Annotated in this window: 18 protein-coding genes and 1 tRNA gene; 14 read left to right on the top strand and 5 right to left on the bottom strand. The window is 64.1% G+C overall.

The genetic code is table 11. The features are described from left to right. Positions 1-97: 97 nt before the first annotated feature. Complete coding sequence (locus ACFR9U_RS01485) at positions 98-919, bottom strand: formate/nitrite transporter family protein (RefSeq protein ID WP_247377409.1); 822 nt, start codon at positions 917-919, stop codon at positions 98-100. Between the two features lie 158 nt (positions 920-1,077). Between ACFR9U_RS01485 and ACFR9U_RS01480 the strand changes: the two genes are divergently transcribed. After that, the gene (locus ACFR9U_RS01480; protein ID WP_247377411.1) at positions 1,078-1,524 is read left to right on the top strand and encodes an inovirus Gp2 family protein; all 447 of its coding nucleotides are present in this window, start codon (positions 1,078-1,080) and stop codon (positions 1,522-1,524) included. Between the two features lie 454 nt (positions 1,525-1,978). On the opposite strand, the gene ACFR9U_RS01475 is transcribed toward ACFR9U_RS01480, so the two are convergent. The 3 genes from ACFR9U_RS01475 to ACFR9U_RS01465 form a co-directional block, all read right to left on the bottom strand. Further along, positions 1,979-2,049 (bottom strand) — tRNA-Gly (locus ACFR9U_RS01475). Between the two features lie 101 nt (positions 2,050-2,150). Next, positions 2,151-2,567 (bottom strand): hotdog family protein, encoded by a 417-nt coding sequence (locus ACFR9U_RS01470; protein ID WP_247377414.1) that lies wholly within the window; start codon positions 2,565-2,567, stop codon positions 2,151-2,153. A 139-nt stretch (positions 2,568-2,706) separates the two neighbouring features. Then, positions 2,707-3,078: a sensory rhodopsin transducer gene (locus ACFR9U_RS01465; protein ID WP_345893367.1), complete on the bottom strand. Its 372-nt coding sequence runs from the start codon at positions 3,076-3,078 to the stop codon at positions 2,707-2,709. 187 nt (positions 3,079-3,265) lie between these two features. Between ACFR9U_RS01465 and ACFR9U_RS01460 the strand changes: the two genes are divergently transcribed. Beyond that, positions 3,266-3,787, top strand: a complete 522-nt coding sequence (locus ACFR9U_RS01460; protein WP_247377418.1) for a hypothetical protein — start codon at positions 3,266-3,268, stop codon at positions 3,785-3,787. A 134-nt stretch (positions 3,788-3,921) separates the two neighbouring features. Here ACFR9U_RS01460 and ACFR9U_RS01455 read toward each other — a convergent pair whose 3' ends face one another. Then, a complete protein-coding gene (locus ACFR9U_RS01455) occupies positions 3,922-4,899 on the bottom strand; it encodes an alpha/beta fold hydrolase (RefSeq protein ID WP_247377421.1) in 978 nt (325 codons plus the stop codon). A 373-nt stretch (positions 4,900-5,272) separates the two neighbouring features. Here ACFR9U_RS01455 and ACFR9U_RS01450 point away from each other — a divergent pair, with 373 nt between their 5' ends. The 12 genes from ACFR9U_RS01450 to ACFR9U_RS01395 are packed head-to-tail and all read left to right on the top strand — an operon-like array spanning position 5,273 to position 12,076. Next, on the top strand, positions 5,273-6,160 hold the full coding sequence (locus tag ACFR9U_RS01450) for an RNA methyltransferase (RefSeq protein ID WP_247377423.1): 888 nt from the start codon (positions 5,273-5,275) through the stop codon (positions 6,158-6,160). A 7-nt stretch (positions 6,161-6,167) separates the two neighbouring features. Then, on the top strand, positions 6,168-7,181 hold the full coding sequence (locus ACFR9U_RS01445) for a 50S ribosomal protein L3 (protein WP_247377425.1): 1,014 nt from the start codon (positions 6,168-6,170) through the stop codon (positions 7,179-7,181). Beyond that, positions 7,178-7,921 carry a 50S ribosomal protein L4 gene (gene rpl4p, locus ACFR9U_RS01440; RefSeq protein WP_247377427.1) on the top strand — a complete coding sequence of 248 codons (744 nt, stop codon included), beginning with the start codon at positions 7,178-7,180 and terminating at the stop codon, positions 7,919-7,921. Before ACFR9U_RS01445 ends, rpl4p begins: the two co-directional genes overlap by 4 nt. Beyond that, positions 7,918-8,169, top strand: a complete 252-nt coding sequence (locus tag ACFR9U_RS01435; RefSeq protein ID WP_247377430.1) for a 50S ribosomal protein L23 — start codon at positions 7,918-7,920, stop codon at positions 8,167-8,169. Before rpl4p ends, ACFR9U_RS01435 begins: the two co-directional genes overlap by 4 nt. Before the next feature lie 2 nt (positions 8,170-8,171). Next, complete coding sequence (locus tag ACFR9U_RS01430; RefSeq protein ID WP_247377432.1) at positions 8,172-8,903, top strand: 50S ribosomal protein L2; 732 nt, start codon at positions 8,172-8,174, stop codon at positions 8,901-8,903. Further along, positions 8,900-9,322, top strand: coding sequence for a 30S ribosomal protein S19 (locus tag ACFR9U_RS01425; protein WP_247377434.1), 423 nt, complete (start codon positions 8,900-8,902; stop codon positions 9,320-9,322). Before ACFR9U_RS01430 ends, ACFR9U_RS01425 begins: the two co-directional genes overlap by 4 nt. Positions 9,323-9,325: 3 nt before the next feature. Further along, complete coding sequence (locus ACFR9U_RS01420) at positions 9,326-9,787, top strand: 50S ribosomal protein L22 (RefSeq protein WP_247377437.1); 462 nt, start codon at positions 9,326-9,328, stop codon at positions 9,785-9,787. Then, positions 9,787-10,761: a 30S ribosomal protein S3 gene (locus tag ACFR9U_RS01415; RefSeq protein WP_247377439.1), complete on the top strand. Its 975-nt coding sequence runs from the start codon at positions 9,787-9,789 to the stop codon at positions 10,759-10,761. The genes ACFR9U_RS01420 and ACFR9U_RS01415 overlap by 1 nt, the downstream gene beginning before the upstream one ends. Continuing rightward, positions 10,758-10,976, top strand: coding sequence for a 50S ribosomal protein L29 (rpmC, locus tag ACFR9U_RS01410; protein WP_247377441.1), 219 nt, complete (start codon positions 10,758-10,760; stop codon positions 10,974-10,976). The genes ACFR9U_RS01415 and rpmC overlap by 4 nt, the downstream gene beginning before the upstream one ends. A 4-nt stretch (positions 10,977-10,980) precedes the next feature. Further along, the gene (locus ACFR9U_RS01405) at positions 10,981-11,328 is read left to right on the top strand and encodes a ribonuclease P protein component 1 (protein WP_247377442.1); all 348 of its coding nucleotides are present in this window, start codon (positions 10,981-10,983) and stop codon (positions 11,326-11,328) included. Next, positions 11,319-11,678, top strand: a complete 360-nt coding sequence (locus ACFR9U_RS01400; RefSeq protein ID WP_247377444.1) for a 30S ribosomal protein S17 — start codon at positions 11,319-11,321, stop codon at positions 11,676-11,678. Before ACFR9U_RS01405 ends, ACFR9U_RS01400 begins: the two co-directional genes overlap by 10 nt. Next, positions 11,678-12,076 carry a 50S ribosomal protein L14 gene (locus ACFR9U_RS01395; protein ID WP_247377446.1) on the top strand — a complete coding sequence of 133 codons (399 nt, stop codon included), beginning with the start codon at positions 11,678-11,680 and terminating at the stop codon, positions 12,074-12,076. The genes ACFR9U_RS01400 and ACFR9U_RS01395 overlap by 1 nt, the downstream gene beginning before the upstream one ends.

Raw genomic sequence — 12,076 nt, 5'->3', positions numbered from 1 at the left:
GCGCACTCGTCGCTCGGGGAACGTGTGCTTTGCCGTTCCGGCACTGGATCTCCACTACGGAACTCGCACCCGAGCGGAGTGCGGGACCGGGACTGTGCTACTCGCTTTGCTCGTCGACGGTCCGCTCGACGGCTTCCTGGTCGGGTTCGTCGCCGGGGACGACCCCGTGGCCGTACTTCAGAAGGGCGACGAACACCGACCCGCCGACGATGTTGCCCAGCGTCGCCCAGAGGAGGAAGGTGGCGTACGCCCGGACCGAGATCGCATCGCTGGCGAACACGCCGAGCAGCACCTCGACGCTCCCGGCGATGGAGTGCGGGAGGTGGGCGTAGCCGATGGCGGTCGCGATGATCCAGACGAAGAAGGCCTCGCTGATGGTGCTCCGGCCTGCGGCGACCAGCCACGCCATCAGTCCCATGAGCCACCCGGCGAACACGCCGCCGAGCAGCGTCACGTCCCAGGGGTACGCCACGAGGCCGTGTGCGATCTCCGTGAAGGCACCTGTCTCGATGGTCTCCAGTGACGGACCCAACCAGACTGCGAGCAGTGCGAACAGCACGGCACCGACGAGGTTTGCGACGTAGATGATGGCCCACAGTCGGCCGAGGTCTCTCACCGTGGCCTCACCGGAGAGCACCGGGACGACTGCGATCGCCGTGTGCTCGGTGAACAGTTCCGACCGACCCAGCACGACGAACACGAACCCGATGGCGTAGGCGTTGGCCACCAAGAGGTTCGTCACTGGTTCGGCGAGTATCCCCTGGCTCTGGGAGAGCGTCACTGCCATGAGAAGCGGTCCGAACCCGATGTCCAGCCCCGCGGACAGCCCGGAGAGGAACAGCCCTGCTCCTGGCCGACGTATCTGGTGTAGTCCTGCCTGTATCTCCTCGACGAGTATGTCCTGATACGACCGTGGCATCGTGGGGAGCCGCGCTATGGCGAGCCATCGAATCAACGCAAGGCCTGCATCTGCAGGGGATACTGCTGCCGTCACTGCGCGCCTGACGGGCCGCTGTTATCTCACGAAACCGACGGACGGAGAGGCTAACCGTCCGCACGATCTAGCGATAGTGTACCATGGACCAGCTCGAACTCGGCGAAGCGACGATCGTCTACGAGGACCCCGACGAGGGCCGCACGGAGATCACAGTCGACAACGAGGAACTGCTGTACGCACAGGACCACTGGGTACTCCCGGTCGGTACCGACGAGGACGGCAACGATCTGATGCGCCACCTCCCGCGCGATCACGTGTACCACGTGGACCGAAACGTCGAGCAGTTCGAAGAGGAGGTCGCGACGGTCCGCCACCGCGTCGAATCGATCGCCAAGGATCTCCAGGACCGGCTCCCCGTCGAGATCCCCCTCGGCGGCGAACAGCGACTCCGAACTCACACAGAGGAACCGCCGTCCACGAGCACGACCGTCCAGATCGACACCGAGGACGTCGAAGAAGAAGCCTCGGAGCCCGACGACGAAGCCAAAGAAGAAGGGACCTACGAGGAACAGGCCGAGGAATCCTGATTTCGTTCTCTGTTCCTTGGCAATTTACCTCCGTCGTCTGCGACACGCACGGCTGTCGCTCGTAGGTCGGCGTTCGGAGAAGTGCGCCGGCCGAGATTTGAACCAGGCGAAGGCAGCCACTCACCGGTTATGACTACGGATTGTACCGAACGCGAGCGAAGCGAGCGTTCGGCTTTTTCGCCCACGTTTTTCGAGGAGGGTTCCCGCAGCGAGCAGAGCGAGGCGCGAAGCGCCTCGACAATGCGAACGGCGTAGCCGTGAGCCAGCGAGCGAGGAAACCTGACGATGAAAAAGGTGGAAGTGCGCCGGCCGAGATTTGAACCAGGCGAAGACGGTCGTCCTCGCTCCGCTCGGACGCTGCGTCTTCTCTCATTCAAATCTCTACTCCGCATACACCAGAAGCAAAGACGCGACGCGATGAAACGCGTCGCTACGTGGATTGCTTCTGTAGAAGTGCGCTGGCCGAGATTTGAACTCGGGTTAGGACCGTGGCAGGGTCCTGTGATACCACTACACCACCAGCGCGCCTTGCCTGCTACACTTCACTCTATTCGGGGTGGGAAGTATAAGGCTTCCGAATCGGAGCCAAAATCGCAGTGCGGCGTGCTATTGTCACCCACTCAGTCTCACCCCATCACGGCTCCCTCAGACCGCCCACGGAGGACCACGTCGCCGGTTTCCGTCTCGCAGACGAACGAGGCGACCATCTCCGTCCGCCCGTCCCGCTCCGTTCCCTCATCGATAGTGGACTCACAGGTGATCTCGACGCCGGTGTAGGCAGGCCTGGGGAATTCGAACTCCATCGTGCGCGCGAGGAAGTCGAGATCACCGCCGAGTTTCGTCGGCATCGTCGCCGTGAGCAACCCGTGGAGGACGACCGTCCCCTCCTCGTCTTCGACCATGTGATGGTAGCCCTGGTCTTTCGACAACGCCGCGAACTGCTGGACCTCCTCGTTCGTGAACGTCCGCGAGTACGTCGACGTATCGCCTTCCGAAACCGCGGTATCTTGTGACGTGGTCCAACCAACAGCGACTGCACTCAAAGATCTTTCTGACAGCTGTGAATTGATGTGGCGTTGGCTCGGATATTGTATACTAGTTCTGGTTACTGGAGCCGATATTGTTTGCTGTCCCACTCTGTGGGGCCGTTCGACCAGGTGAGGGGCGGGTCGGGAGGAGGGCTTACTGCTCTCCCGCGTAGGGTACCGTGGACAGCAGCGCGTTCTCGGCCTGCCTGGAGTCCAGTCGGGTGTGCTGACAGACGATCGGCTGGTCCGACTCGATGGTGCTGGCGAACGCCGTGCCTTGAGGGATCGGTTCGGGGTCCTCGAAGTCGTTGAACTGGACGTGTTCCGTCCGCTGGGCGGGAACGGTCACTTCGTAGGGGCCGACCGGGTCGCGATCCTCGAAGAAGATCGTGATCTCGACGTGTGCGTCCTCGTCACCGGCGTTGAGAAAACAGATCGTTTCGTGGCTGGTCATCTCCGGTTCGGGGCCGTGACTCCCTTCGGGGATGTACCCCTCTGCGATGGCCCACTGAGTACGTCCGATCACGGGTGCATCGTCGTACCACGCGCACTGGCATAAACGCCGGTTCCCGTCCACCGATGCCCACGGGTTGCCTGCCGGCAGCGTCCCGAGCGCGTCCCAGGTGCTGCCGCCGTTGGACGAAACCATCCCGACACCGAACCGGGAGTACGCATACACGACTCGGAGTGGAGGTGTCTGCCAGAGCCCTCGTATGTCCGCGAAGACGAACCCCACTGGCAACGGCGTCGAGGCGAGCAGTCACCAGGAAACACACCGTCCGTCCGAAACGGGACCCGCGTCTCGGACGCTCAGGCTCGGCGTCGAAGGTGGGACGATCGCGACGGCCGTGATGACGCTGTTCCGGATGCCAATCACCGACTCGCTGCCGCCGACGGCACAGTTCTGGGCCACGTACGTCGGAACCGGCGACCCGGACGACTACCCCGTGCAGGCGCTCCTGCTCCACTTCCTCTACGGCATCGGCGCGGCCACTGCGTTCACTGCGGCCGTCGGGTCGCGGCTCCGCGGTTCGGAGGTTCACCAGGAGCGACAGGGAACGCTCTGGGCGACGCTCTACGCACTGGTGCTGTCGGTGTTCGGGACGCAAGTGATCTTTCAGCGGCTGCTCGGGATGAACCTGGATCCGGACGAACGCTGGATCTTCCACGTGAGCCACGCGATCTACGGACTGACTCTGGGTGCGTGGCTCGGCTCGAACGTCGAGTTCGAGTGACCAGAACCAGGACGCTGAGTCACCAGCGGGACTCCGGTTCTGGGCCGTGACTCCTTTCGAGAGCGTCTTTCCTGGCTAGCACAGGAAACTGTACTTGAAAACTACCGGACAATAGGTGCCGTTGATAAGGCTACCTAGAGCTGACCGTCGACTGCCTTGGTGAGCGTCTCCGGTGCACCGTCGGGTTTGTAGTACTCACAGTGGTTCTGGACCTCGGCGCTCACGTCGACGGGACGGAGTTTGTCCGGGTAGTTGGAACAGGTCGGGCCCTCGGCACCGAGTCCTTCGCCGTCCGGCGTGTACCAGAACAGATCGCCCCAGAGTTCGTGCATGGTGCCGACCGCGAAGTCGTCGCTGGAGTAGAACACGTAGACCCGTTCGGCGCCCTGGTCGATGCCGTCGTAGTAGTTGTAGATCCGGTCGCCGGTCTCGTCGTGGTCACAGACGAACCGTGCCATGTCGGCCGCCCCCACCGTGACGACGTTCTCGACTTGCCGTCCGCGTTCTTCGAGTCGGTTCAGCATGTTGAGGGCCGCACGACCGCCGAGTGAGTGGCCGACGACGTTGACTGTCGTATCCGGATTCTGTGCCCACAGCTCGTCGATGATCCATTCGGCGGTCTTCCGACCGTACTCTGCGGCCCGATCCCAGGGGTCGGTGTAGGTCACGTCCGTCGACGGCCACTTCATCGCGACGACGTTATCGGCGTCGAACCCGGTCGACCGCTGGAGCAGCGTCGCTTGCTCCTCGGCGAAGGGTTCGGCAAAGAGACCGTGAATGTACACGAGGACTTCGTCGCCGAGGCTACTGACATCGAAGTCCGGTTCGTAGTCGCCGTTCCACCACCACGGGTCGAGCTGGACCGTTTTGTTGCAGTCGATGCGAAGCCCGTCCTCGACACACTCGAAGACGCCGAGGTCGAGTTCGTCCTCTTCGTTCGAGGTATCCTCTGCTGCGGCAGTCCCTGATACGGCCCCGATCCCTGCTGCTCCGATTGCAGCCGTCGACGACGTTTTGAGTACGTCGCGTCGGGACACTCGTCCCCCGGCGTCTTCGTTCTCGCTTGGTCGTTCCCCCGTGCTGCTGTCACTGCCCCCAATGTCGTTTGTCATCTACACCCAGTATCTCCCCAGTTACTAACTCATTTATGCTGCCGGATATGGGGTGTCCTTTAAGTTAAAATGGCCAAATTTCAACACATACTCTGTGTAATTATCTTGGGTGCGTGGAATGAAAACAAACCACATTTACGCCGGTTGACCAGGGTTGTATACACCAGGGGGACTTTCGGCTACGAACTACGGATTCGGTAGGTGTCCGTTCGACCAGAAGCGTCTCCGATTACTGCTCACGCAAAAACCGCTTTATTGCCGCTCTCTGGCCCGTGTGAACGCGTCTCACCGCGGTCGAGAAACGGTTTCTTTTTAAGATGGGAGTAGAGTAGTTTCGGCACAGTCTAGTGGCGTGGCGTGGAAGCGTCACGGCATGACAGTCAGCGTACTCGTGCCGTCATCGCTGACCCGGGAAGCCGAGGACAAACGCGAGGCAACTCGCAAACTCGGCTACGTCGCCCGCGCGGCGACGGTGTTCCGGGTCGATCGCCTGGTCGTCTTCCCCGATTCCGGGGCGGAGGGCCGGTGGGGTGACGGGTTCGTCGAAACCGTGCTGCGGTACGCCGCGACGCCGCCGTACCTCCGAAAGGAGGCGTGGGGCAAGCGGGACGAACTGGAGTACGTCGGTGTCATGCCGCCGCTCCGCACCGCACCACAGACCGGCTCCGGTTCGGACGAATCGGGGTCGTTAAGACAGGGAATCGTGACCGAGGTCGGATCTGAGGGACGCGTTCGGGTCAATTGCGGACTGCAACACCCGGTCTCCCTGCCCGTTCCGGACGGTATGGAACTGGGCGAGGGGGAACGCGTAACCATCAGGGTCTCTTCGCGACGGCCGGTCCGCGCGAAACTCGTCGATCAGTCCCCACGGGGCTACGACGTGATCGCGTCGGACCTCTCGACGGAACTCTCGCGTGACGACGCCGGCGTTCGCATCGCCACTTCACGGCACGGCGAACAGCTGAGTGTCAGCCGACTCGGCGACATCGTCGCCGACACTGGTGCACGCGGTATGACGGTCGCGTTCGGGTCGCCCGAACGCGGACTGCCGGAGATTCTCGGGTTCGATCCTTCCGAGGTACCCTCGGAGGGAACCGAGAGAGTCGCAGCCGCCGAAGCGACCGACGGAGACGAACTAGATGAACCGGATGGATCCCGGTTCGACCTCTGGCTTGACGCGGTTCCGAATCAGGGCAGCGAGGTCGTGCGAACTGAAGAAGCGATGTTCGCCGTGCTCGCCTGCCTGTCACTCACGGAGTGAACCAACGATGCCACAACCAAGCAGACCACGCAAAGGCTCGCTGGGCTTTGGCCCGCGTAGTCGTGCGGCTGGCGAGGTGCCGCGATTCAACACCTGGCCGGACGACGACGGACAGCCGGGTCTCCAGGGTTTCGCCGGGTACAAGGCCGGCATGACCCACGTCGTGATGATCAACGACGAACCCAACTCCCCGCGCGAGGGGATGGAGGAGACCGTACCCGTCACAGTCGTCGAGACGCCGCCGATGCGCGCGGTCGCCGTGCGAGCATACGAGGATACGCCCTACGGCATGCGCCCGCTCACGGAGGTCTGGACCGACGAGTTCCACCCGGAACTCGACCGGACTCTCGACCTTCCCGAGGACGGCGCTGCCGCAGGTGCAGATGAACTGCAAGACGCTCTTGACGACGGTCGTCTCGCGGACGTGCGCGTCATCACGCACACGGTCCCGAGCGACGTCGAGAGCGTCCCCAAGAAAAAGCCCGACGTGATGGAGACGCGTGTCGGCGGTGGCTCCCTCCAGGAGCGCGTCGACTTCGCCCAGGAACTCGTCGAGGACGGCGGCGAACACGCCATGACGGACGTGTTCCGCGCCGGCGAGTACATGGACGTCTCCGGTGTCACGAAAGGGAAAGGGACACAGGGCCCCGTCAAGCGATGGGGCGTCCAGAAACGCAAAGGCAAGCACGCCCGCCAGGGGTGGCGGCGCCGGATCGGTAACCTCGGCCCGTGGAACCCCTCCCGCGTGCGCTCGACCGTGCCCCAGCAGGGGCAGATGGGCTATCACCAGCGGACCGAACTGAACAAGCGCCTCGTCGATCTCGGCGACGGCGACGACCCGACGGTCGACGGCGGCTTCATCAACTACGGTGAAGTCGACGGTCCGTACGCGCTGGTGAAGGGCTCGCTGCCCGGGCCGGACAAGCGCCTCCTGCGCTTCCGGCCGGCGGTACGGCCGAACGACCAGCCGCGCCTCGATCCCGAGGTGCGCTACGTGTCCACGGAGTCTAACCAAGGATGAACGCGACAGTACACAGCCTGGACGGCGACGGCGAGGGCGACGTCGACCTCCCCGAGGTCTTCGAGACCCCGCTCCGAACGGATCTCATCCGGTCGGCGGTCGTCGCCGCACAGGCGAACCGGAAACAGGACTACGGCGCCGACGAGTACGCCGGTCTCCGCACGCCGGCCGAGTCGTTCGGGTCCGGCCGCGGTATGGCTCACGTCCCCCGTAACGGTGGGAAGGGTCGCCGCGTCCCCCAGACGGTCGGCGGACGACCGGCGCACCCGCCGAAGTCCGAGAAGGATCGCACGCGAAACATCAACGACAAAGAGCGCAAGCTCGCCGTCCGCTCGGCCATCGCGGCCACGACGGACGCCGAACTCGTCGCAGAGCGCGGTCACCAGTTCGACGACGACGCCGAACTGCCGCTGGTCGTCTCCGACGAGTTCGAGGATCTGGTCAAGACCCAGGAGGTCGTCGACGTGCTCGAAGCGCTCGGCATCGCTGCCGACATCGAGCGCGCGGACGACAAGAAGATCAAGGCCGGCCAGGGGAAGACGCGCGGACGCAAGTACCGCCGTCCGTCCTCCATTCTGTTCGTCACGAGCGAGGAACCCTCGCGCGCCGCCCGCAACCTCGCGGGTGCCACCGTGACGACCGCCCGCGAGGTCAACGCGGAAGACCTCGCACCCGGCGGAGAGCCCGGTCGACTCACGGTCTGGACCGAGAGTGCCCTCGAGGAGGTGGCGGACCGATGAGCGTCCTTCGCCACCCCCACGTGACCGAGAAAGCGATGAACAAGATGGACTTCGAGAACAAGCTCGAGTTCATCGTCGACGCGGACGCCTCGAAGGACGCGATCGCCGACGCGATCGAGTCCCAGTTCGAGGTCGGCGTCGTGAACGTGAACACGATGGTCACGATGAAGGGCAACAAGAAGGCGACGGTGAAGCTCTCACCTGACGACGACGCCGAGGAAATCGCGTCCAGGATCGGGGTGTTCTGATCATGGGACGACGAATTCAGGGACAACGACGCGGTCGCGGTGGTCCGACGTTCCGGGCCCCGTCGCACCGCTACAAGGCGGACCTGTCGCATCGCAAAGTCGAAGACGCGGACCTCGTGTCCGGGACGGTCGTGGACATCGAACACGACCCGGCCCGCAGCGCACCCGTCGCGGCCATCGAGTTCGAGGACGGCGACCAGCGCCTCGTGCTCGCTCCCGAAGGGATCGGTCTGGGCGACGAGATCCAGGTCGGTATCTCCGCGGAGATCGCGCCGGGCAACACGATGCCGCTGGCCGAGATTCCGGAAGGGGTCCCGGTCTGTAACGTCGAGGCAAACCCCGGTGACGGTGGGAAGTTTGCCCGTGCGTCGGGCGTCTCTGCCCAGCTGCTCACCCACGACCGCAACGTCGCGGTCGTGAAGCTGCCCTCGGGCGAGATCAAGCGGCTCGATCCGGACTGCCGGGCCACGATCGGCGTGGTCGCCGGTGGCGGTCGGACGGAGAAGCCGATGGTCAAAGCCGGGAACAAGTACCACAAGATGAAAGCCCGCGGGACGAAGTGGCCGAACGTTCGTGGTGTGGCGATGAACGCCGTCGACCACCCGTTCGGTGGTGGCGGCCGCCAGCACCCAGGCAAGCCGAAGTCCATCTCGCGGAACGCGCCGCCGGGCCGGAAGGTCGGGGACATCAGCTCCCGGAAGACCGGCCGCGGCGGGAAGGGTGGTAACGAATGAGTTCGGAGTACCAGATCGGTCACGAGGGTGAGTTCTCCTTCCGTGGCCACACGCTAGACGAGTTGCAGGCGATGGACATCGAGGAAGTCGCGGAACTGCTCCCCGCTCGACAGCGGCGAAGTATCGAGCGCGGCCTGACCGTCGAACAGCAGAAGCTGCTCGAGGAGGCCCGCGAGGCCGGCGAAGAGGAGACGGCCAACGATCCGATCCGCACGCACCTGCGCGACATGCCGGTGCTGCCGGTGATGGTCGATCTCACGTTCGCGGTTCACAACGGCCAGGACTTCGAGCGCGTCAAGGTCGAGCCGGAGATGCTCGGTCACTACCTGGGCGAGTTCCAGCTCACGCGGACGAGCGTCGAACACGGTCAGGCCGGTATCGGTGCGACTCGCTCCTCGAAGTTCGTACCACTCAAGTAACACATGGGAATCAGCTACTCAATCGACCCGGACCCGGACACGACGGCGAAAGCCATGCTTCGGGAACGGCAGATGAGCCACAAGCACAGTAAGGCCATCGCCCGGGAGATCAAGGGCATGACTGCCAGCGACGCAGTCGCGTACCTCGACGACGTCATCGAGGGCAAGCAGTCGGTCCCCTTCAAATCTCACAACTCGGGCGTCGGCCACCGCAAGGACATCGAGGGCTGGGACGCCGGCCGGTTCCCCGAGAAGGCCAGCGAGGCCTTCCAGGACCTGCTCGAGAACGCGATCGGGAACGCCGACAACCAGGGCTTCGACGGCGAATCCATGGAGATTCTGCACGTCGCTGCCCACAAGGTCGGCGAGAGCCCCGGCCGCAAGCCCCGCGCGATGGGGCGGGCGACCGCGTGGAACTCCCCGGAAGTCGACGTCGAACTGATCCTCGAGGAGGCTGAGGAATAATGGCTGACGAACATCAGTTCATCGAGGACGGCCTTCAGCGGACCCAGATCGACGAGTTCTTCGCAGACGAACTCGGTCGCGCGGGCTACGGCGGCATGGACGTCGCCAAGACCCCGATGGGCACCCAGATCGTCCTGAAAGCCGAGAAGCCAGGGATGGTCATCGGCAAGGGCGGGAAGAACATCCGGAAGGTCACGACGGAACTCGAAGAGCGGTTCGACCTCGAAGACCCGCAGATCGACGTGCAGGAAGTCGAAGAGCCGGACCTGAACGCTCGGATCGTCGCCGACCGCCTGGCGAACGCGCTCGAGCGCGGCTGGTACTTCCGCAAAGCCGGTCACACCACGATCGACCGGATCATGGAAGCCGGCGCGCTCGGTGCGGAGATCGTCCTCAGCGGGAAAGTCACGGGCGCACGCTCGCGCGTGGAGAAGTTCAACCGTGGCTACATCAAGCACAACGGTGAGCCCGCAGAGGAGATCGTCGACCACGGCCAGGGCGTCGCGGTCATGAAGCTCGGCACCATCGGCGTCGACGTCAAGATCATCCCGCCGAACGCCCAGCTCCCCGACGACTTCCAGATCTACGAAGACGCCGACGTCGAGGAGTACGTCGCGGACGTCTCCGAGGAAGGCGTCGAGGAACTGCTCGAAGGCGAGCCCGAGGAAGGCGAAGCCGCCGAAGGCGAACCCGAACTCGGTGCCCCGCCGGAAGGCGAGGCGGCCGAGGCAGCCGACGAGGCTGACGAGGACGTCGTCGAAGAGGAGATCGTCGAGGAGGAAGACGTCGAGGTTCCGGACGAGGAGCCCGAGGACGTCGACATCGACGAACTCGACGAGGCCATCGAGTCGGAAGTCGACGAGGAGACCGAGGCGGAAGCCGAGGAACTCGTCGAGGAGATGGAAAGCGCGGACGAGGAGTCCGCGGAATCGAGCGGCGACGAGCCGCGAGACGAGGAGGGTGACGACGAATGACGATCCTCCACACTGAGGAAATCCGAGACATGACGCCGCCCGAACGGGAGGCAGAACTGGAGGACCTCGAGACGGAGCTGCTGAACGCCAACGCCGTTCAGGCCGCAGGTGGCGCGCCGGAGAATCCGGGGCGCATCAAGGAGATCCGCAAAGCGATCGCCCGAATCAAGACGATTCAGAACGAGGAAGGCGACTTCGCGGACGCAGAGGAATAGAACAATGCCACTGACATCCGCAACACTGCCGCGACACGAACTCATCGGCCTCCCGGTTCGGGTGGCCGCCGCGTCGAATCCGGACCTCGTCGGCGTCGCCGGCGAGGTCGTCATGGAGACGACGCGGACGCTTTCGATAGCGGCGACTGTGTCCGGCGTGGAGCGGGTGTGGCAGGTGCCGAAGGCCGACGCGACGTTCGAGTTCAGTACGCCTGACGGGCAGAGCGAGGCGCGAAGCGCCTCGACACAGTCGAACGGCGAGAGCCGTGAGACAGTGACCGTCGAGGGCGAGCGACTCGTCGCGCGGCCGGCCAGACGCACGGAACGAACAGGTGATTCGAAATGGCGCTAGGACTTAACGTACCAGAGCCGGAGGAAACCTGTTCCGACGAGAACTGTCCGTTCCACGGCACACTCGGTGTGCGCGGACAGACGCTCGAAGGAGAGGTTGCCTCCACAGACATGGACAAGACCGTAATCGTCGAGCGGGAGTACGACGTGAAGGTACCCAAATACAACCGGCTGATGAAACGCCGGTCCCGGGTGCCCGCACACGCTCCCCCTTGCATCGATCTGCAGGAAGGCGACACGGTTCGTATCGCAGAGACACGACCGCTCTCGAAGACGAAAAGCCACGTCGTCGTGGAACAGCTGGCGGAAGCTGACGTCACGACGACTGCCCAGGCCGGAGGTGACGACTGATGGAAGCACTCGGTGCTGACGTCACGCAGGGCCTCGAGAAGGGCTCGCTGCTGACGTGTGCCGACAACACCGGCGCACGCGAGGTGAAGGTCATCTCGATCTCGGGCTACTCCGGGACGAAGAACCGACACCCGAAGGCAGGCCTCGGCGACAAGGTGACCGTCTCGGTCACCAAGGGCACGCCGGAGATGCGCCGCCAGGTGCTCGAAGCCGTGATCATCCGCCAGCGGAAACCGATCCGCCGGCCGGACGGCACGCGCGTCAAATACGAGGACAACGCGGCGGTCATCATCGACGAGAACGAGGAAGCCCGCGGGACCGAGATCAAGGGTCCCATCGCGCGGGAGGTCGCAGAGCGGTTCGGAGCAATCGCAAGCACGGCCACAATGATCGTCTAG

Source organism: Halorientalis brevis (genome assembly GCF_042678165.1).
Lineage (GTDB): Archaea > Halobacteriota > Halobacteria > Halobacteriales > Haloarculaceae > Halorientalis > Halorientalis brevis.
The sequence above is the reverse complement of the archived record's forward strand: the minus strand, read 5'-3'. Positions and strand labels throughout refer to the sequence as shown.

Bases quoted from the DNA above. Each gene is read 5' to 3' on its own strand.
- ACFR9U_RS01405 (WP_247377442.1), top strand. From the start codon at position 10,981: ATGCCACTGACATCCGCAACACTGCCGCGACACGAACTCATCGGCCTC.
- ACFR9U_RS01400 (WP_247377444.1), top strand. From the start codon at position 11,319: ATGGCGCTAGGACTTAACGTACCAGAGCCGGAGGAAACCTGTTCCGAC.
- ACFR9U_RS01435 (WP_247377430.1), top strand. From the start codon at position 7,918: ATGAGCGTCCTTCGCCACCCCCACGTGACCGAGAAAGCGATGAACAAG.
- ACFR9U_RS01480 (WP_247377411.1), top strand. From the start codon at position 1,078: ATGGACCAGCTCGAACTCGGCGAAGCGACGATCGTCTACGAGGACCCC.
- ACFR9U_RS01445 (WP_247377425.1), top strand. From the start codon at position 6,168: ATGCCACAACCAAGCAGACCACGCAAAGGCTCGCTGGGCTTTGGCCCG.
- ACFR9U_RS01430 (WP_247377432.1), top strand. From the start codon at position 8,172: ATGGGACGACGAATTCAGGGACAACGACGCGGTCGCGGTGGTCCGACG.
- ACFR9U_RS01415 (WP_247377439.1), top strand. From the start codon at position 9,787: ATGGCTGACGAACATCAGTTCATCGAGGACGGCCTTCAGCGGACCCAG.
- ACFR9U_RS01425 (WP_247377434.1), top strand. From the start codon at position 8,900: ATGAGTTCGGAGTACCAGATCGGTCACGAGGGTGAGTTCTCCTTCCGT.
- ACFR9U_RS01395 (WP_247377446.1), top strand. From the start codon at position 11,678: ATGGAAGCACTCGGTGCTGACGTCACGCAGGGCCTCGAGAAGGGCTCG.
- rpl4p (WP_247377427.1), top strand. From the start codon at position 7,178: ATGAACGCGACAGTACACAGCCTGGACGGCGACGGCGAGGGCGACGTC.
- ACFR9U_RS01450 (WP_247377423.1), top strand. From the start codon at position 5,273: ATGACAGTCAGCGTACTCGTGCCGTCATCGCTGACCCGGGAAGCCGAG.
- ACFR9U_RS01420 (WP_247377437.1), top strand. From the start codon at position 9,326: ATGGGAATCAGCTACTCAATCGACCCGGACCCGGACACGACGGCGAAA.
- ACFR9U_RS01485 (WP_247377409.1), bottom strand. From the start codon at position 919: ATGCCACGGTCGTATCAGGACATACTCGTCGAGGAGATACAGGCAGGA.
- ACFR9U_RS01460 (WP_247377418.1), top strand. From the start codon at position 3,266: ATGTCCGCGAAGACGAACCCCACTGGCAACGGCGTCGAGGCGAGCAGT.
- ACFR9U_RS01455 (WP_247377421.1), bottom strand. From the start codon at position 4,899: ATGACAAACGACATTGGGGGCAGTGACAGCAGCACGGGGGAACGACCA.
- rpmC (WP_247377441.1), top strand. From the start codon at position 10,758: ATGACGATCCTCCACACTGAGGAAATCCGAGACATGACGCCGCCCGAA.